General features: G+C 39.0%; 20 protein-coding genes and 1 pseudogene. All 21 read left to right on the forward strand.

The features are described from left to right. Nucleotides 1–19 precede the first annotated feature (19 nt). The 21 genes and pseudogenes from O3620_RS07070 (at nucleotide 20) to O3620_RS07170 (ending at nucleotide 19,185) form a co-directional block, all read left to right on the forward strand. On the forward strand, nucleotides 20–565 hold the full coding sequence (locus O3620_RS07070; protein ID WP_002915030.1) for a hypothetical protein: 546 nt from the start codon (nucleotides 20–22) through the stop codon (nucleotides 563–565). A 259-nt stretch (nucleotides 566–824) separates the two neighbouring features. Beyond that, nucleotides 825–1,430 (forward strand): nitroreductase family protein, encoded by a 606-nt coding sequence (locus O3620_RS07075; protein WP_032913401.1) that lies wholly within the window; start codon nucleotides 825–827, stop codon nucleotides 1,428–1,430. Nucleotides 1,431–1,499: 69 nt separating this feature from the next. Then, nucleotides 1,500–2,906: a dipeptidase PepV gene (gene pepV / locus O3620_RS07080; protein WP_314366027.1), complete on the forward strand. Its 1,407-nt coding sequence runs from the start codon at nucleotides 1,500–1,502 to the stop codon at nucleotides 2,904–2,906. 53 nt (nucleotides 2,907–2,959) lie between these two features. Next, nucleotides 2,960–3,544, forward strand: a complete 585-nt coding sequence (locus tag O3620_RS07085; protein WP_371601577.1) for a uracil-DNA glycosylase family protein — start codon at nucleotides 2,960–2,962, stop codon at nucleotides 3,542–3,544. 12 nt (nucleotides 3,545–3,556) lie between these two features. Continuing rightward, entirely contained in the window at nucleotides 3,557–4,045 is a 489-nt protein-coding gene (locus O3620_RS07090; protein ID WP_371601578.1) for a prolyl-tRNA synthetase associated domain-containing protein, read from the forward strand. A gap of 250 nt (nucleotides 4,046–4,295) precedes the next feature. Further along, nucleotides 4,296–5,258 carry a zinc-binding alcohol dehydrogenase family protein gene (locus tag O3620_RS07095; protein WP_002918904.1) on the forward strand — a complete coding sequence of 321 codons (963 nt, stop codon included), beginning with the start codon at nucleotides 4,296–4,298 and terminating at the stop codon, nucleotides 5,256–5,258. Further along, nucleotides 5,251–5,565, forward strand: a complete 315-nt coding sequence (locus O3620_RS07100) for a rhodanese-like domain-containing protein (RefSeq protein ID WP_002918906.1) — start codon at nucleotides 5,251–5,253, stop codon at nucleotides 5,563–5,565. Before O3620_RS07095 ends, O3620_RS07100 begins: the two co-directional genes overlap by 8 nt. Nucleotides 5,566–5,663: 98 nt before the next feature. Beyond that, complete coding sequence (locus O3620_RS07105; protein ID WP_002918907.1) at nucleotides 5,664–6,722, forward strand: DUF6574 domain-containing protein; 1,059 nt, start codon at nucleotides 5,664–5,666, stop codon at nucleotides 6,720–6,722. A gap of 15 nt (nucleotides 6,723–6,737) precedes the next feature. Further along, a complete protein-coding gene (locus O3620_RS07110) occupies nucleotides 6,738–8,468 on the forward strand; it encodes a hypothetical protein (protein ID WP_371601579.1) in 1,731 nt (576 codons plus the stop codon). 4 nt (nucleotides 8,469–8,472) lie between these two features. Further along, complete coding sequence (gene ldcB, locus O3620_RS07115) at nucleotides 8,473–9,267, forward strand: LD-carboxypeptidase LdcB/DacB (protein ID WP_371601580.1); 795 nt, start codon at nucleotides 8,473–8,475, stop codon at nucleotides 9,265–9,267. Between the two features lie 29 nt (nucleotides 9,268–9,296). Further along, nucleotides 9,297–9,587 carry an AraC family ligand binding domain-containing protein gene (locus tag O3620_RS07120; RefSeq protein ID WP_002918910.1) on the forward strand — a complete coding sequence of 97 codons (291 nt, stop codon included), beginning with the start codon at nucleotides 9,297–9,299 and terminating at the stop codon, nucleotides 9,585–9,587. Nucleotides 9,588–10,290: 703 nt separating this feature from the next. After that, nucleotides 10,291–12,228 carry a cell wall protein gene (locus O3620_RS07125; RefSeq protein WP_080558646.1) on the forward strand — a complete coding sequence of 646 codons (1,938 nt, stop codon included), beginning with the start codon at nucleotides 10,291–10,293 and terminating at the stop codon, nucleotides 12,226–12,228. Nucleotides 12,229–12,528: 300 nt separating this feature from the next. Continuing rightward, on the forward strand, nucleotides 12,529–12,825 hold the full coding sequence (locus O3620_RS07130; RefSeq protein WP_032909709.1) for a WXG100 family type VII secretion target: 297 nt from the start codon (nucleotides 12,529–12,531) through the stop codon (nucleotides 12,823–12,825). A 79-nt stretch (nucleotides 12,826–12,904) separates the two neighbouring features. Further along, nucleotides 12,905–13,315 (forward strand): hypothetical protein, encoded by a 411-nt coding sequence (locus tag O3620_RS07135; protein ID WP_002915058.1) that lies wholly within the window; start codon nucleotides 12,905–12,907, stop codon nucleotides 13,313–13,315. 11 nt (nucleotides 13,316–13,326) lie between these two features. After that, a complete protein-coding gene (locus O3620_RS07140) occupies nucleotides 13,327–13,626 on the forward strand; it encodes a hypothetical protein (RefSeq protein WP_235787735.1) in 300 nt (99 codons plus the stop codon). Next, a complete protein-coding gene (locus O3620_RS07145) occupies nucleotides 13,626–14,345 on the forward strand; it encodes a DUF4176 domain-containing protein (RefSeq protein ID WP_002918913.1) in 720 nt (239 codons plus the stop codon). The genes O3620_RS07140 and O3620_RS07145 overlap by 1 nt, the downstream gene beginning before the upstream one ends. Then, complete coding sequence (locus O3620_RS07150; RefSeq protein WP_371601581.1) at nucleotides 14,338–14,568, forward strand: hypothetical protein; 231 nt, start codon at nucleotides 14,338–14,340, stop codon at nucleotides 14,566–14,568. The genes O3620_RS07145 and O3620_RS07150 overlap by 8 nt, the downstream gene beginning before the upstream one ends. Before the next feature lie 33 nt (nucleotides 14,569–14,601). Beyond that, nucleotides 14,602–16,623, forward strand: a pseudogene (locus O3620_RS07155) (T7SS effector LXG polymorphic toxin); the annotation flags it as partial. A 5-nt stretch (nucleotides 16,624–16,628) separates the two neighbouring features. Then, on the forward strand, nucleotides 16,629–17,321 hold the full coding sequence (locus O3620_RS07160; protein ID WP_235787833.1) for a PoNe immunity protein domain-containing protein: 693 nt from the start codon (nucleotides 16,629–16,631) through the stop codon (nucleotides 17,319–17,321). A gap of 206 nt (nucleotides 17,322–17,527) precedes the next feature. Beyond that, nucleotides 17,528–18,481 carry a hypothetical protein gene (locus O3620_RS07165; RefSeq protein ID WP_002918916.1) on the forward strand — a complete coding sequence of 318 codons (954 nt, stop codon included), beginning with the start codon at nucleotides 17,528–17,530 and terminating at the stop codon, nucleotides 18,479–18,481. Between the two features lie 8 nt (nucleotides 18,482–18,489). Further along, entirely contained in the window at nucleotides 18,490–19,185 is a 696-nt protein-coding gene (locus O3620_RS07170; protein ID WP_032913096.1) for a PoNe immunity protein domain-containing protein, read from the forward strand. Nucleotides 19,186–19,308: the final 123 nt, after the last annotated feature.

Here is a 19,308-nt window from a genome sequence, read left to right on the forward strand (position 1 = left end):
TTATTAATAGGAGACAGTAATGAGAAAAATTATTACAGCTAGTGTAGCGCTTTTATCGGTTATAACTTTAGCAGCATGTTCTGGAAAAACAACATCAGATTCTTCTGAAAAAGCTTCAAGTTCTGTAGAAAAAAAATCTACTTCAAAGAGTAAATCAAGTAGCTCTGAAACTTCATCAAAAACAGCTAGTTCAGATGTAGAAATCCCAGAAATTGTTCTTTTGACAGATGAAGAAATCGACAATGCTAAAACAATTGGTGACATGAAAGCTCTCTTTAGTAAGTTGATTGATAATTATAAAAAGTACATTGATGAAATTGGGAACAAAGTACCTGAGGCTGGGAAAGAAGCATACAATCAACAAGTAGAACCAGCTATTCAATCTATGGAAACTTCAAGAGAAACTTTTAATGAAACGCTCTCAAGTGCTGGTTCAGATGATACAGAAATTCCAGAACAAAATCGTGCTCTATTTGCTCAGCAATTGAAAACAGGACGTGATGCTATGAAGAAGGCTATTGAAGGGGCTTATAAAGCTCTTGGTCAGCTTAAATCTGGACAATAATATTAACAAAGCAGGTAAGAATCACCTGCTTTTTTTGTAGCAAAATGTAAAATAGATGGAAATTTAAGTGACTTAAAAGATAAGATTGAATCAAAAAATTTTTAAATAAAATATTGTTTATACTCAATTATAAATAAAAATAGGCATAATTTAAGCATTTCTAATAATGATTTAGTGAAATTTATGAAAGGAAAAAAACTGCAAACTCTTACAAAATATGATAAAATGAAGCTAGTATATTTAGAAAAGGATGCAACTTATGAAATTTCTAGAACTCAACAAAAAGCGTCATGCAACCAAGCGTTTTAACGACAAACCTGTGGATCCAAAGGATGTTCGCACAGCCATTGAAATTGCAACGTTGGCACCCAGTGCCCACAATAGTCAGCCATGGAAGTTCGTTGTGGTGCGGGAGCATAATCAAGCTTTGGCTGAAACAGCTTTCGGTGGAAATGTGGACCAGATTAAGGAAGCACCAGTGACCATTGCTCTCTTTACGGATACAGATTTGCCCAAACGGGCTCGCAAGATTGCGCGTGTGGCTGGAGTTAAGAATTTCTCTGATGAGCAACTCCAGTTTTACATGCAGAATCTGCCAGCTGAGTTTGCTCGCTATAGTGAACAGCAAAAGAGCGATTATTTAGCTCTCAACGCTGGTCTGGTGGCCATGAATCTTGTTCTGGCTCTGACTGACCAAGGTATCGGATCTAACATTATCTTAGGTTTCGATAAATCAAAGGTTAATGAGGTTTTGGAAATTGATGAGCGTTTCCGTCCAGAACTCTTGATTACGGTTGGTTATACAGATGAAAAACTAGAACCAAGTTATCGTTTGCCGGTTGATGAAATCATTGAGAAACGTTGATATAATTGCGTTTGTGATTTAATTCGTAATAATATCGATTTAAATCGAATTATAGATTGAGGTAATATAATGACAATTGATTTTAAAGCGGAAGTTGAAGAACGCAGAGAAGCTCTCTTAGCTGACCTGTTCAGTCTTTTGGAAATCAACTCAGAGCGGGACGATTCCAAGGCGGATAAGGAACATCCTTTTGGACCTGGACCTGTTCAAGCTCTGCATAAGTTTTTAGAAATTGCTGAACGCGATGGTTATGAAACGAAGAATGTGGACAATTATGCTGGTCACTTTACTTTTGGTGAGGGTCCGGAAGAACTTGGGATTTTTGCTCACATGGATGTAGTCCCTGCCGGGAGTGGCTGGAATACAGATCCTTACAAACCTGAAATTATTGATGGTAAGCTTTATGCGCGTGGTTCATCTGATGATAAAGGGCCAACTATGGCTTGTTACTATGGTTTGAAAATCATCAAAGACTTGGGCTTGCCAGTATCGAAGCGTGTGCGCTTTGTGGTGGGGACAGACGAGGAATCCGGTTGGCAAGACATGGACTATTATTTCAAGCATGTCGGTTTGCCTGAGCCAGACTTTGGTTTCTCACCAGATGCGGAATTTCCAATCATTAATGGTGAAAAAGGGAATATCACAGAATATCTCCACTTTGGTAACAGTAATGATGGCAGCTTTAAACTCAAGAGCTTCACAGGTGGACTTCGCGAGAATATGGTGCCAGAATCAGCGACAGCTATTTTTACAGCAGCAGTTGATGCAGCGGAATTGGATGTCAAATTACAAGACTTTGCTGCTGCCCACAAGGTTTCAGCTAGTCTAAAAGAAAATGGCGACGCTCTTGAAGTGACAGTTATTGGGAAATCAGCTCATGGTTCTACACCAGAGGATGGTATCAATGGAGCAACCTATTTAGCTCTCTTCCTTAACCAATTTGACTTTGGTGGTGACGCTAAGGCTTATCTGGAAGTGGCAACTCAAGTTCTGCATGAGGACTTTGCTGGTGAGAAATTAGGAATTGCTTATACTGATGCTAAAATGGGCGCTCTTAGCATGAATGCTGGTGTTTTCCATTTTGACAGTGCTAAAGCTGATAATACTATTGCTTTGAACATCCGTTACCCGCAAGGAACTGATCCGAAAACAATTCAAACCGATCTTGAAAAAGTTGCTGGTGTTGTGTCAGTAAGCCTATCTGAGCACGGACACACTCCACACTATGTCCCAGCAGATGATGAATTGGTAGCAACTCTTTTGAGTGTTTATGAAAAACAAACGAGTCTCAAAGGACATGAGCAAGTCATTGGAGGTGGAACCTTTGGCCGTCTTTTGAAGCGCGGTGTGGCTTTTGGCGCCATGTTCCCAGACTATGTCAACACCATGCACCAAGCCAACGAATTTACTGATGTAGAAGACCTTTTCCGTGCTGCGGCCATTTATGCGGAGGCTATCTACGAATTAATCAAATAAAAAAGAAGAACTCGTTTGGTCTTGCCAAATGAGTTTCTTTGCAAGGAGCTGCCATGCATACATTAGAAGATATTACTAAGGCCATCATGGCCGACCCAGAAAATCAAGAATTTACAAAGCAGGGAATCAAGCCGCTCTTTGCGGCACCAAAGAATGCTCGGATTAACATTGTTGGTCAAGCGCCGGGGCTGAAAACTCAAGAGGCAGGGCTTTACTGGAAGGACAAGAGTGGTGACCGGCTGAGAGAATGGCTGGGTGTCGATGAAGAGACTTTTTATCATTCTGGCTACTTTGCGGTTTTACCCATGGATTTTTATTTTCCGGGACATGGGAAGTCTGGAGATTTACCACCTCGTAAGGACTTTGCGGACAAATGGCATCAGCCGATTTTAGAGCTTTTGCCAGATATTGAGCTGACCATTTTGATTGGTCAGTATGCACAGAAATACTATCTGCATCAAAAAGGAAATATCAAGCTGACCGAGACAGTTCAGCATTATCAAGACTATCTGCCTGATTTTTTCCCTTTGGTACACCCATCGCCCCGCAACCAAATCTGGATGGCTAAAAATCCTTGGTTTGCAGAGCAGGTTGTGCCAGACCTGCAAGCATTGGTACAAAAGATTATTCATCAATAAAGGAGAAAAACTATGGATGCTTATCAACAAGTAGCAAATAAGTTGCACGAGTTGGGAATCACCTTTGATGTGGTGGAGCACCCACCTGCATTTACGACAGAGCAAGCAGATAGCTATATTGAAGGCATGGAAGGAGTTCGAACTAAGTCCATGTTTTTGACCAATAAGAAGAAAACCCAGTATTACCTGCTGATTATGGATGACAAGAAAAGTCTGGATATGGACTTGTTTAAAGAGCTGGTCTCAGCTAACCGTATTCGCATGGCTTCAGCGGATTCTCTCTTTGAAAAAATGCAGCTGCCACCAGGAACTGTATCGCCTTTTGGTCTGCTCAACAACGAGGAGAAGGATATTCATGTTTATTTTGATAAAGAGATTATCAACGAAGAACGCATGAGTTTCCATCCTAATACCAATGAAAAGACCATCTTTATCTCTACAACAGATTTGTTTAGGTTCCTGCAAGATTTAGGCTACTCTTACCAAGTGCTGGAGCTTTAGTAAGTTGTTTTGCTGAGATAGAGTAGTACTATCCAGCTGCTCTCTAAGATTGTCAAACCTAGCGGATTGGTATCACTCATTTGCTAGCGTCTTGAACTTGGATGAAAGACGTATCCAGCAACTTGGTTTCCCTCAAGAAGCCGGCTGATGATTTTGTAAAAGAACTATTATACCTTGCAGGAATATCTGACAGATTTTTTGAAAAGTCTAAGCTTAGAATGCTAAACTTTGTAGAAAGCGAGGTGATTCTATGGATACGATGAAAGCTATAGTCATTTACGAAGCGGGTGGTCCAGAAAAGCTTCTGCTGGAAGAAAGACCGATTCCAGAACTTCAAGAAGGCTGGACCTTGGTCAAGGTCAGAGGGTTTGGGATTAACCGCTCAGAGATTTTTACTCGTGAGGGTTTATCGCCTAGTGTCACCTTTCCTCGGATTTTAGGCATTGAGTGCGTTGGCCAAGTGGCCGAGACGACTCTGCCTGATTTAGAGATTGGCCAGAAAGTGGTTTCCATCATGGGTGAAATGGGGCGAGCTTTTGACGGTTCTTATGCTGAGTATGTCCTCTTGCCGAACAATCAAATTTATACAGTTGAGACCAATCTGACCTGGACTGAGCTGGCAGCAGTGCCAGAGACCTATTATACTGCTCTAGGCTCTATGAAAAATCTGTGCATTGAGCCCAATGACAAGATTTTGGTTCGGGCTGCCACTAGCGGTGTCGGTTTGGCCTTTGCTCGTCTGGTCAAGGCACAGTTTCCAGACACACATATTGTGGGTTCGGTCAATAGTGGTTCCAAACAGTTTCTACTCAAGCACCAAGCCTACGACGATATCATCATAGATCAGGATGGCCAACTGGAAACAGAGGATAAGTTTGATAAAATCCTGGAGTTGGTCGGCCCAGCGACTGTCAAGGATTCTTTTGACCATATCGCAGAGGGCGGGATTATCTGTGTAACTGGCCTCTTGGGTGGCCAGTGGGAGTTGAATGGTTTCAACCCAATTGAGGAAATTAGAAATAACAGTTTTCTGACAAGTTTTCACTCTGCTCATGTGAGTCAAGACTTGATGAATGAATTATTTGACTATATTGACCGGTACCAGGTCAATGTTACACCAAGGCGTGTCTTTTCCCTAGAGCAAGTGCCCAAAGCTCATGCTTTTATAGAGGGGACGGCAGGTTTTGGAAAAATTGTGATTATGAATGAATAGGAGAAAAATGATGCAAAAAATTAGTGCGAAAGATTTTTATGACAAATTGCAGGCAGAAGAACTGCAGTTGATTGATGTCCGCGAGGTGGACGAATTTACAGCTGGACATGTCTCTGGAGCTCAGAATTTGCCTCTCAGCAGCCTACCGGAGAATTATGGGCAATTGGATAAACAAATCACCTACCATATCATCTGCCAAAAAGGAGGCCGTTCAGCGCGTGCCTGCGAATTTTTGGAAGCCAAAGGTTACCAAGTAATCAATGTCGAAGGAGGAGTGGAAGCTTTTCCTGCTAAATTGACGATATGACAAGCGATTAAGAAGAGCAAATGCCGGAATAGATTGAATTTCCGGCCCTTTTTTTGTATACTATAGTAGTATAATAATTTATAGATAGGAGATGTTTTATGTCAAAAGAAGATTGGCTTGAATATTTTGAAGCCGTTAATGGACGCTCGGCTACAGAGGAAGAAATTGCTCAAGCTTTGGCTGCTGGAGAATTTGTTGAGGCTGAACAGGTAAGTGCGGAGCAAGCTCCTAGTGACGCTAGCCCAGCTTCATCAAGTTTTGAACAGCCTCAACAAGAAGCTCAAACAGTTGAAACACAAGGTCAACCACAAAACTTTGCTCAGCCGCAAAACTTCCAACAACCTTTTGCTCAACAGTACCAGGAAGCTCCACAGCAACAAGCGAATCAAGCATATCAGCAACCAGGATTTCAGCAAGCGAGCCCCTTTGCTGGCCAGCCTCAGTCTTCTGGTCCGCAAGCTTATCAGAACAACCCGCAGCAAGGACAGTTCAATTCACAAGTACCTCAACAAGGACCGCAGGCTTATTACAGTCAACAACCTCCTCAACCCAGCGAGTTTTCTAAAACAATGAAAGGTTTCTGGGCTTGGCTCGTTTCAGCTTGGAAATCACCGACATCTGAAGTTGAGAGCAGCAAGGTGAATGGTTACCTTTCTCTAGGTTTGACAGCGTTCTTTTTTGCTATTGTTGCAAACTACAATATTTTCAGTACCATTGGTATCATGAGTTTTGGTATGTATAATGGACCGACTTTTAATTTCAAAGTCTTCTTTGTTTCTCTGATAGCAGCGGCTCTCTTCCTTTTCTCTATTATATTAGGTGGTTTTGTTGTGAAGCGTTTGGTCTACCAAGATAGAAGTTTTACCTTTAATAAGGCTTTTGATTGGTATGGCCGACTGTATGCTATTGTTCTTCCATTTATTGCTGTTTCTGCTCTGTTTGCTCTGTTGGGTATTATTCATTTATCTCTGTTTTTCACATGGATTGGTCTTTTGTTAGTCGGAGTTGGAGCGACCTTTGCTTTGATTTATTCTAAGACAAACAACTCTATGGATCCTTTTTATAAATACCTATTGGCCATTATTGTCAATGGTGTGATTACACTTTTCTTCTCTTTCATCGCTTTTTCTCTACTAACTAGTATCGCAATGATGTAATCTTGGAGGAGATTTATGGCAACAAAAGAAAAATGGGTTGATCTCTTTGAAAAAGTAATTGGTCGAAAACCAACTGCAAGTGAGTTCCAAGCCGGCAAACAATCTAACTTTGATCCAAAAAAGATTAAGGAGATTGCAGGTGAAGCAGAGGAAGAAACCACAGATACTTCGTCAGTAGAAAATACTACTGATGAAGCTTCTGATAATCAAAATATTGTTCAGGAGACACCTTCTGAAGATTCTGTCACAGAAGAATCGGTTCAACCATCTTCCCAAGATGAGAAGCAAGGCGCATTTGAATCTAGCCAATATGAAGAACTTCGCAAGAATTGGCTGCAAGCTTTTGAAAATAATATTGGTCGAAAACCTACCAAAGAAGAATTTGCAGAAGCTAAGAGTCAAGGGTTCTCTAACTTGCCTATTCGGTCTGAACTGCTCGATTCGCAATTACCACAGAAACCAGTAAAAAAGGCTAAAAAGAGAATATCAAAGAAGCAAGCAATCATGATTGGGGCTCCAACCGTTTTAGTTGCCACTTTGATTGGAGCTTTCTTCTATCTAAACTCTATAACCGGAGTTAAAGTAGTTACAGACCATTTTGCAAAAGCCGTCTCTAGTAAAGACTTTGATGAAGTGGCAAGTCTTCTCTCTACTCAATCCGATAAGTGGACACGTGCTGAAGCAAGAGCTTTAGTTGAGCACCTAGAGAGCCAGGAGATTAATCTCGAAACTGAGCTAGATAACATTGTTGAGTCAAATGGCAAATCTGCTTATATCGATGACAACAATAATAAGATTTTAGGTGTTACTGAAAAGAGTAAGAAATTTGGTATTTTCCAGGAATATCAGATGGTTTCCTATCCAGTCAAAGTTAAAGTCAATACTAATTTAGATAATGCTACCATTAAACCTGGTGAGAAAAAAACTATTACTCTTAAGAAAAATACAGACACTGAATTGGGTGAATATCACTTCATTAAACAAGACTTTACTCTCAAAGGTAAGACGGATGTTGGAGATGTAGAGAGTAAGGTTCAGCTTGATTTAGCTACGGCTAAGGATAATGAAATCAAACTGGATCTCAAGTCTGAAAAGAAACAGCTAAAAATTACTATGCCTTCTGAAACTTCAAAAGCAACAGATATTAAAATCGTTGTTAATGGTAAAGAAAGTGGTAGCAGTTTAACCCCTGAGTTGCAGCTTGTTCCTTATCAAGAACTTGAAATTTATGCCAAGTTTACTATCTCTGATACTACCTTTACTACCAATAAAGAGACAGTAATTGTGGAAAATGATACTACTAATGTGAAATTATCGCTTCCTAAGGAAGTAGTTTCTAAGATTAGAGAAAAGAACGAAGAAGCGAAAAAGGTTGAGGCTCAAAAGGCAAAAGTCTCTACTTTCCTTAATGACTACCGCAGTGCTGTTTTCAGCTCAGTTTCTAACAGGAGCAACAACTATTCTCAATACTACGATACCTCTAGTGCAGTATATCGAGAAATGGTTGAGTGGACCTCTGGTGGTGGTGTTAAGAAAGCGAAAATTAACTATTATGAGCCAGGAGCTTTGGATATCCGCGAAATCAAGGAAGAAAATGGTTCCTATATCGTGACAACATATGAGGACTATACGGTCCACTATACCGATAACACTCCAAATAGTGTAAATCGTAAAAATAAGACTTATTACTTGAAACCTAACGGGGATTCTTTTGTAATCTATAATCTTGAAGTTTCAGAAGGTTGATATTATGACAATGAAATACAGTAAACTAATTTTTCTTGCGGCATCCGTTCTTGTTCTAGGCGCGTGTTCGTCTGGTAAAGACACTACTGGAGATAGCTCTGATAAACAAGCGGCTAGCTCAACTAGCACAGTTAAGAAACAAGATGCTGAAAAAGACAAAAATTCTAACCAAGATACGACAACATCTTCAGATAGCGCTGATACTAAAAAAGAGCAAAATCACGAGGCCAAAACTCTTGATCAAAATGTTTCTTATAACGGCAGCTACTACAGTGTCAAAGGGAAATATGATGAGATTCTTGTTGTCAACAAACACTATCCTTTGTCTGCTTCCTATAACCCAGGTGAGAATGCGACTGCTAAAGCAGAATTGCTCAAACTGATTGCAGACATGCAGGCACAAGGCTATGCCATTAGCGACCAATACAGTGGTTTCCGCAGCTATGATACTCAGACCGAGCTCTATCAAAACTATGTCAATCAGGATGGTAAGGCAGCTGCAGACCGCTATTCAGCTCGACCAGGCTACAGCGAGCACCAGACTGGTTTGGCATTTGACTTGATTGACAAGAATGGCAATCTCGTACAAGAAGCTGGAGCAAGTCAGTGGCTTCTAGATAACGCCTATAAATACGGTTTTATCGTTCGCTATCTAGAGGGTAAGGAAGGTTCAACTGGCTATATGCCTGAAAGCTGGCATCTGCGCTATATTGGTAAAGAAGCCAAGGAAATTGCTCAATCAGGCAAATCTTTAGAAGAATATTTCGGCATTACCGGTGGAGGCTATGAAGATCAGTAGTCACATCATCCATTAGAAGGAGGAAGAAAATGAAATTTTTTGTTACCAATCCCAATAATGATTTTGCAGAAACACCTGTGCAAGAAGAAGGCAGAATCATCCATCATCTGCATCTTGCTAAAGGAAAAGAAGTACCAGAGCAAAGTGCTGATGCACTAGTAACAGTTGTTTGTTTGTCGGGAGATGTAAGCTTTTCTGCTGGCGAACAAACCGTTCGGTTAGTGGCAGGTTCCTTTTTGACGATGGAGCCCAATGAGCCACACAGCTTGGTCGGGGAGGAAGATAGCCACCTCTTGGTTATCAAACAACTCAAATATTAATAAATTCAAAATACTAGAAGCTGAAATAAATGCTTCTAGTATTTTTTACTACTTTTTAACACTTATTCATTTCTGTAAATAAAAACCCATAAGAAAGGGATTCATAAACAGATTCTTTGATTCTTAAAACAAACTTAAGATAAGCTTAAAAAAGGCTTAAGATAAGCTTAAAATAAACTTAAATAAAAAATCGAAATGAGAGGGTGAGAAGTTTTTATAAATAAACAATAAAAATAATTTACACCGTGTAAACCAAATTATAAACATTTTTCTATTATTTTAGTTCGTTAAAAATAATATTTTATAGATATTTAAAGCTAAAAAATAGAAAAATAAACAAAAAAACGAACTATAAAAAATTACCCATAAAAATAATTTACACCTTGTTAACTAAAATGCTTGCATTCAAAAATTTCTTGTGCTATAATTCGTCTTGAGGGTGAGATATGCATAAAAAAGTATTTTCAAGCATATTGACTTCTTTCTTTCTAAATCAAATGCTATAAAAACATTTATGTGCAACCTTTAATCAGGTGGATTCACTAACTAGTGATTCGTTTTTTTGCGTTTGATAATGATGGAGTAGTCAACTGTCAGCTGGCAGTATTTTCGTGAAATTCTTTTTTATGAAGTTGTGCACAAAAAATAAATTCCCCCCCACAAAAAATAAAGTGATGTTGGTCACTTTGGAGGTTTAATTAATATGAACAATCGTTTCAGACTCTTATCAAGATCTGTTGTAGCGGCTGCAGCTATTATTCCAGCAATTGCTCTTGCGAATAATGCTCAGGCTCAAGATTATGGCTATAACTACTATCAACCAGGTTATAATTACTGGAATGGTGGCTACAACAATTATAACTATGGTTATAACAACTATAATTACCGTAACAACCGCAACTACCGTTACAATAACTACAACTATGGTTACAACAATTATAACTATGGTTACAATAACTACAATTATGGCTATAATAACTATAACTATGGTTACAATGGCTATAATTATGACTATGGTTATAATAACTATTATCCAGGCTATAACAACTGGAATTATAACTATAGCAACAACTACGGATATAATGGTTGGAATAACTACAACAATCTAGCAAATGATGAGAACTATATTTACTGGAATGGTAACCATTACTACCGTATGACAGATGGTTCTTACCGTATCTATCGTGATGGTGAGTGGAAGCCATTGACAAATACTAACAATAACAGCACATCCAATAACAACCTGGAAAACGATCCACACTATCGTTATGAAAATGGTTATCATTACTATGTATTGGATAATGGTGACTATTACTACTATAAAAATGGTAAGTGGGTGTTTGTTAAGGATTCTGCTGATAATTCAACTAATCCAACAACTCCAAGCCAGCCGGAAGAACCAAAACCAGAAGTTCCAACTCCGACACCAGCGGAACCAGAGCAACCAACTCCAGCTCCAAATGATAGACCGGAACAACCAACAACTCCAGCAGAACCAAAACCTGAGGTACCAAGTGTTGATTTGCCAGAAAATCCTCCAATTAACGGTGCAGAAGGCGACCTCAATCCATTTGCTCCGAAACCTGAGCAACCAGCAGAACCAAAACCAGAAACTCCAACAAGACCTGCTGTGCCAGAGACTCCTGGCTTGGTAACAACTGATAAACCAAGTGAAGATCAAATCCCGCCATATGTTGAAAAACCAGCAGAAGGTCTTGAACATTTGACATGGGCACCGAATGGACGAGCTCCAAAAATTATCTACCCAACTGGAAAACCAGGTGACAAGGCTCTTGAGTCAGATCCTAACTATTACTTTGATGGTTCTACCCATTATTACCGTATACCATCTGACTCAGAAGCTAATGGATACTCTCCATATTGGAAATGGTTTGGTGACAAATGGAAACTTCAAGGTATGACTGATCCAAACGATCCAGCTCTTGATCCTAAACTTCACGAAAACACTGCAGATGATGAATACATGTACAGTGATAAAGACTCTAGCGTGAAATTGTACTCAACTAATCTAGTGACAACTGCTAAAGCTGGTCAGCCGCTTCCATTCAAGAACGTTGAAGAGTTCAAGAACTACGTTATCGAAAAGATGAATCCTAAATTCCTTGATAACGCAGGATGGGATGCTAAGGTTGAGTGGGAAATCGAAGATCCAGAAATCTTTGAGAAAACCAAAGAAAACCCATATGCTAAGGATTATGTCTTGATTGCAAACCTTAAGAGTGGTGTTGAGGATAAGAAATACAGTGATGTAGAATTTGGTTATGTTAAGTTTGTTTACCGTGTTGAAGCAACAAACGATACAAACTATGACTATGTTTCAAAAGCTAAAGAAGCTTTCGCTAAAATCAATGAAGAGCGTAAAGCTCAAGGCTTGAAAGAGTTGACATGGTCAGAAGACATTTATCAAAATCAAGCACTTCCAAAAGTAAATGAAATCTCACGTCAATACGATAGTTCAGGCTTTGTTGGACGTCGTGACGAAGATGCATCTGTTGTCGTTAAGAAATGGGCTAACAGCGGTCTGAGAGAATTGCTTCTTGATCCTAACGTAACTGAAGGGGCAGTAGCGACAGTTGTAGACGGAAATGGCGTATACTACTGGGCTTACAGCTATAAATAATAAGGAATTTTCAACTTTTTTAAATTTAATCAATTTGTTGTAGTTTTTTACTAACTATTTCATAGTTGAAGAATCTTTATGAATTGAGAGGACCAAGTAGGTCTTCTCTTTTTAATATTTCATTATTTGGAATAGAAAAAAGCATTCAATGAAAGTATTGTTTACTGTTCTATTTTTACCAACTAGATAGAGTAAATAGAAGAAATTTTAAATTTAGTTGTTAAACTTATGTTATTTTTTATTGACATCTATTTTTCTAAACTATATAATATTATTATTAAAACAATTAAGGAGTCAACTATGTCAACAATTTCATTATCTCCAGAAGAACTAACTGCTCAAGCGGCAGTTTATTCAAATGCACGTGATCAAATCGAAACAGCGATTCAGACAGTAAATGCAGCTAATGGTGAGATGGAAGCCCATTGGAAGGGTAGTGCTTTTAAGTCATACTTGGATCAATATAACCAACTCCACGGTGATGTAGTGAAATTTCAAGAGCTCTTGTCATCTATTAACCAACAATTAGTAAGTTATGCAAACACTGTCTCCGAGCGTGATACAGCAGATGCTAATAGCTTCGGTTTCAAAGGTTAATGCACATTTTGATAAAAGGACTAGGACCTTGTCCTAGTCCTTTTTTGAAAACCTAAAGAAAAAGAAGAAAGGGAACTTAATGGGAAAAATCGTTGACAATGAAATATATGCTCAAAATGCGAGAAATTGCCAAATAAATGGAGATCAAAAAAAGCAAGAAGCAGATAATGCAGGCGCAAAAATAGAGCGACTAAACGCCGCGAAGAAAATTTTAGAAGAACAGTTAGTTCTGCTAAATGGAAAAATTGATGGTGCAGAAAAATTTTTTAATGGATCTGCAGGTGATTGGAAAGGGGATTTAAAAAACGAATGTAAATTTCATTTCGAGCGTGGAATTAAAAATCTGTCTGAGATGGAAAACAATTATCAAGATACCTTGAAAAACATTAATGGTGAATTAGTGAAATTGAAAGCTTCTCAGATAGATTTATTGGGAGCGGCCCAAAGTTTTTGGGACCAAGCACAATCTTGGTGGAATTCTATTCAGTAAAAGGAGAAAATATGTCTCAAGATCAAGTAGGTGTACAACCAGAAGAATGGTCTAGCGTTGTTAGTAATGCTAAGAAAGGCGTTCATGGGATTATAACTTTGTCAAAAAAAGAAATTAGTAAAACAACTCTTTCGCGCTTTAAAAAATTTAATACTATTCAAGATAGTTGGAACTCAGCTTTAACTTCTTATAAGTCGTATGGAGAAGCGAGGACGGATATGATGACTAAAATGGGTGAGAAAATCGTTGAGGATGATGCTGTTTATGCTAGTCAAATTGATAAGAATAAGAATTATGTGAGGTTTAACTAATGACAGGTACTAAAGAGTTAGAGAGTTTTCGTACTGTCTTGTCGACGTGGCCGAACACCGATTTTGAAATAACAGATACGGTTGTTAAATTTGGAGAATTTCTGGGAGATCGACCTCCTTTAATGAGAGAATTATATAAGTTAATCAAGTTGAAAAAATCTCAGTATGAATACAATTCATTGCTGGGTACAACTATTCTTTTTAACCGTACTCAGAACGGTCAAATTACCTTCTCTTTTAATGGCGAAGAGCAGGTCTGGCCTGAGGATTCTTTTTTTCTATTTTTAGCAATTTTAGATGTCTATTTTGGGAAAATTTATCCCCTTGGTTCAGTTGTTGAGATTGATTTGGATTTGCTGAACAGTGAGCTTAAGGAGATGTTTTCTGAGGAGCCAGGGGCGCTTGTCATGCTGACGGGACGTAAGGCTCCTTTGGCAGAAGGTTTTGATCCTTACGTGATAGATTATTTTGGTCGGGTGTGGCCATTTGGTGAAGTTGCTGCTTTTCCGCCTGTATTTGTTAGCAACATGATGATTAAGAATGTCGTTCATTTGGGTTATGAAAATGAATGGGAAGAGCGGATATCTGAAGAAGTCATTCGCCAAACTTATATCAAAAATCACCAGTTGTCTACAGCCTTTATGACTATGGTAGATCAGTTGGCTTATTTAGCTTTTCTGAATGAGAAAGTAGTAGAGAAGGAGGGGTTAGATGAGTGATGGATTTTACGTCGATGTAGAAGAACTATATAATTTTTTTGAGGGGCTTCAATCGCAGTCAGAAAAAATAATTGCCAGCTTAGAGACTGCTAAAAGCTCTTATAATTCTGTGATTACTTCTAATTCTATGTACGGAGATGTAGGACAGGCTATCGCTGGTGAGATTAATAGTTCGCATAATATGCTGCTAATGCAACTAAAGGATCTTCTTTATAGTCTGTAAAGTGACTTTTCTAAGGAAGTTGAGAGTTTTCAATCAGCGACTGGCGAGAAGTCAAGTACAGCGATAATTAGCCATAGTTATTTGAAGTCTACAAGCGAATATTTTGATACCCTAAAAGGTGAGATTGATCAAATTAGAAAAACAATTAATAGCGCAACGGATAGCGTCAGTGACCTAGTCTCTGTGACCAGCGATGCTAAGAACTATGAATATTTTGGTGGTAATCTCTCCAATGCTAAGGATGTAGTAACCAATACAATAGAAAAAGTTTCTGCTTGGGATAGCCAGGGTACTGCTCTAACAACTGAAACCAGTCTCCAGAATCTGCAAGAATTGCTAGGCCAACTGCACCAGACAGATGGGCTTGACTATAGCGATCCCATCATTAGCCAAGTGGTCAATAATCTTTCTCCTATAGCAGATAAGGTCAAGGAGATTGATGATCAGATAGATGAGAGTGTCCAGAAAGCCAAGTTAGAGGCACAAAAAGCCAAGGAATTGGAAGAAAAGGAAAGGGATCGAATAGAAAAAGATTGGCGTCTTCATCACCCGATTCAAGCAACACTACGAGATTGGCGTAAGGGAGTTTCTGATTTCCTAGACGAGCATACTTCAGGGATGAAGGATGATCCTAACTGGAAATGGTTAAAAGGTTTTGGGGATGCAGCCTTTGGGGCTGTAGGGGATGCAGTTTTTGGAGTTCTTGAGTTTGGCGTTGATCTTGTTCAATATTCCACTGAAGGTGTGATATTAGGTTATAATTCTCTCATGGGAAATGAGACTCCACAGTGGATGAAAGATGATTTACAAGGTGGGATAGAGACTTTTGGGAACGTGATTCTAAATACGCTTGGAAATGCGTTTGGATTGGTTACAATGATTCCAGAAGTAAATAATCTGATTAATGACTTAGACAACAGTACTCGTGATGGTAGCATTATGGGAGCGATTCTTCATGATGTGCGTCATGCAAAAGATTTGAAGCAGAAACCGATTCATGACAAATTTAATAAAGCTGCTCAATTTTCAGGCTATGATAGTGGTTATGCAGCAGGTGAAATCGTTAGTGAAATTGTTTCATGGATTGGACCTGCTAAATTATTTAAGATGGCCGGTGGGAGCAAGCTGGTCAGCCGTTTGGCTCAGATGCCCAAGATTCAGAAGGGAATATCTTATTTTAGAAAAGCTCGCACAGCGCTGGCTAACAGTCATCTGGGTATGTTGGCTCGAGAAAGTTATGGGGCGACCAAGAACTTCTTTACTAGTCGATTTGGCAATCTATGGGATGACTTTAGCCGCACGAAGTTCGCCTTTGCGGGCTTAGACGATTTCCATTATGCGGATGACATCGGTAAACACACAGCTCGACTGTACCAGAGTACGAGTGAAGGAGCAGAGTATCAACGCATACGCCAGAAGCTCTATAGCAAGGCAGCTGAGCATGGAGATGATGTGGCTAAAGTTTTCAAAGAGACTATTGAACAACCTCATCCTGAAGTCCATTGGGAAGGTCACAAGTGGGAAAGCCATTTGGAGGAACTCCATAAAAAAATGTTGGCGGATAATGTTCCAGTCACTGCTGAAGTACATACAGTAGAGGAGATAGCTAAACAACAAGCTGAGATTTTAAAAGTCCGCTATGGTGAAGAGGCGCTTTCTTCAAGTTTGAAGAAGGGTAACTTTGGTGAAATGGTTCAGGATGAGTACTATCGTCAGTTTGGTTATGAGCGCATCAGCAAAGACATGGTAACGGGCTTAGATGATGCCGGTCGTCAGGGGATTGATGGTGTTTACTACAATCCTAATGGTCACCCACCATATATCATTTCAGAGGCTAAATATAATACAGCTAAGCTTGGAAAAACTGCAGATGGCAGGCAGATGAGTAAGGAATGGATTGACAATAGATTATTAAAAGCTGTCGGGGAGGAAAACTACAACAAAATTCGCCTTGCTTCATTACAAGGGGATTTGCAAAGTAATCTATTTAATATTAAAAGTGATGGTAATATTATTATTAATCAATTAGATGATATGGCCAAGAAAATAAAATGAGGAATATGATGTTTAGAGATAAGTATAAAAATAAGGAATATTTTTTAGCAAGAAAGCTTTTTTTAGAAAAGAGTTCCAGAGAATTTATATCTTTACAGTCGACTTTACCAATGGATAAAAAGGATTTATTAAATTTATACCTTGCTGGAGATTACAGAAATTTAACTCAAGTTTTATATTCTATTGGTGAAGATATTGAAAGTGTATTTAGTTGTTTTAAAGATAGTTTGTCTTACTATAGTTTAATATATAATGAGAGTTCAGGTATTTTCACGATTATTGACTACCTGTCCCTAGCAGTTCTTTTTGAGAATCACAAAGAAGAGTTTATAGATGATGTAAAAGTTTTATTTGATAAATATCTACAATATTCTGAGCAAGACGAAAGTGTTCAAGACGGCTATATCGAGACATTAGCTCTTTATTTATTAGAAGGCCGAGTAGAGAACTTCCGTTCCCGTCTAGAGTATCTTAATATGATTGGGAATGATGCGGATAGTGTTATTGAAGCGCAGAAGTTCTGGTACTATGCCCACTCAGAAGCCTCATGGTATGACACGCATAAGACAGATGATGCTTATTACGGCTATTGGAGTTTTGATACCGCTGCCCTTTGTAAGATGCGTGGTATCTATGATGAACGTTTCAAGGATTTGGATTTCTTCCCATATGACCTCTTGGTTCAGGAAGATAGATAATACCTAATTTGACCACCTGTTTGGGTGGTTTTTACATTCTGCGTTTGTATGATATAATAAATTGAATTTGCTCTTGGTTCTCAATCAATCATCTTCATGATAAAATCAAATTAGTTGGTCAATTTTCAGGCTACAAAAGTGGTTATGCGGCAGGTGAAATCGTTAGTGAAATTGTTTCATGGATTGGTCCTGCTAAGTTAGCTAAGATGGCTGGTGGGGGCAAGCTGGTCAGCCGCTTGGCTCAGATGCCCAAGATTCAGAAGGGGATATCTTATTATAAAAAAGCTCGCACTATGCTGGCTAACAGTCATCTGGGTATGTTGGCTCGAGAAAGTTATGGCGCGACCAAGAACTTCTTTACTAGTCGATTTGGAAGTCTATGGGATGACTTTAGCCGCGCGAAGTTCGCTTTTGCGGGCTTAGACGATTTCCATTATGCGGATGACATCGGTAAGCACACAGCTCGACTTTACCAGAGCACGAGTGAAGGAGCAGAGTATCAACGCTTGCGCCAGAAGCTCTATAGCGAGGCAGCTGAGCATGGAGATGATGTGGCTAAAGTTTTCAAAGAGACTATTGAACAACCTCATCCTGAAGTCCATTGGGAAGGTCATAAGTGGGAAAGCCATTTGGAGGAACTCCATAAAAAAATGTTGGCGGATAATGTTCCAGTCACTGCTGAAGTACATACAGTAGAGGAGATAGCTAAACAACAAGCTGAGATCTTAAAAGTCCGCTATGGCGAAGAGGCGCTTTCTTCTAGTTTGAAGAAGGGTAACTTTGGTGAAATGGTTCAAGACGAGTACTACCGTCAGTTTGGTTATGAGCGCATCAGCAAAGATATGGTAACAGGCTTAGATGATGCTGGGCGCAAGGGAATCGATGGTGTTTACTACAATCCTAATGGTCACCCACCATATATCATTTCAGAGGCTAAATATAATAAAGCAAAATTGAGTAAAGGCTTAGCGGATGGAACGGACCAGATGGATCTTGAGTGGATCAATAATCGTTTGGACAGAGCAGTAAGCGAAGAACATTTGGCTGCAATTCAAGATGCTATGGAATTTGGTGATGTTCAAAGCCATCTGTTTAATGTTAAGGAGAATGGTCGTATTATTGTCAATCAATTAGACGATATGGCCAAGAAGATGAAGTGAGGAATATGATGTTTAGAGACAAATATAAAGACAAAGAGTATTTTGGGAAAAGGTTAAATTTTAATTCGAAAACATTCGAGAGGAGAGAGAGAAAAGACCATAGAGAACGTGTCTTACCACAATATCTAAATAGATATTACCTATCACAGTCAAGTTACTCTGAGAAGTTATTGCGAATAAATTATTCACTAGGAAACTCGTTAGATGAAGTTTTTAAGTGGTTTAAAATTAGTCTCAATTATTATCAGAAATACTATCAAACCAAAGGAAGTATTTATACACTAATTGATTACCTCTCATTAGCTGTTCTATTTGAAAACCGTAAGGAAGAGTTTATTGAGGATGTAGAAAAGATTTTCAGAAAGTATCAGTCCTTTGTAGATGCAGGTGAGCAGTTTAAAGAAGGCTATATCGAGACATTAGCTATCTATTTATTAGAAGGCCGAGTAGAGAACTTCCGTTCCCGTCTAGAGTATCTTAATATGATTGGGAATGATGCGGATAGTGTTATTGAAGCACAGAAGTTCTGGTACTATGCCCATTCAGAAGCCTCATGGTATGACACGCATAAGACAGAGGATGCTTATTACGGCTATTGGAGTTTTGATACAGCTGCCCTTTGCAAGATGCGAGGTATCTATGATGAACGTTTCAAGGATTTGGATTTCTTCCCGTATGACCTCTTGGTTCAGGAAGATAAATAATACCTAATTCGACCACCTCTTGAGGTGGTTTTTTTTGAGGTTTGCCAAACTCTAGTATATATGAATTGTGATATACTAGGATTGTAGAGTTACTATCGTCAGTTTGGTTATGAGCGCATCAGC

Source organism: Streptococcus sp. 27098_8_134 (assembly GCF_041431675.1).
In the GTDB taxonomy this organism is placed as follows: domain Bacteria; phylum Bacillota; class Bacilli; order Lactobacillales; family Streptococcaceae; genus Streptococcus; species Streptococcus sanguinis_R.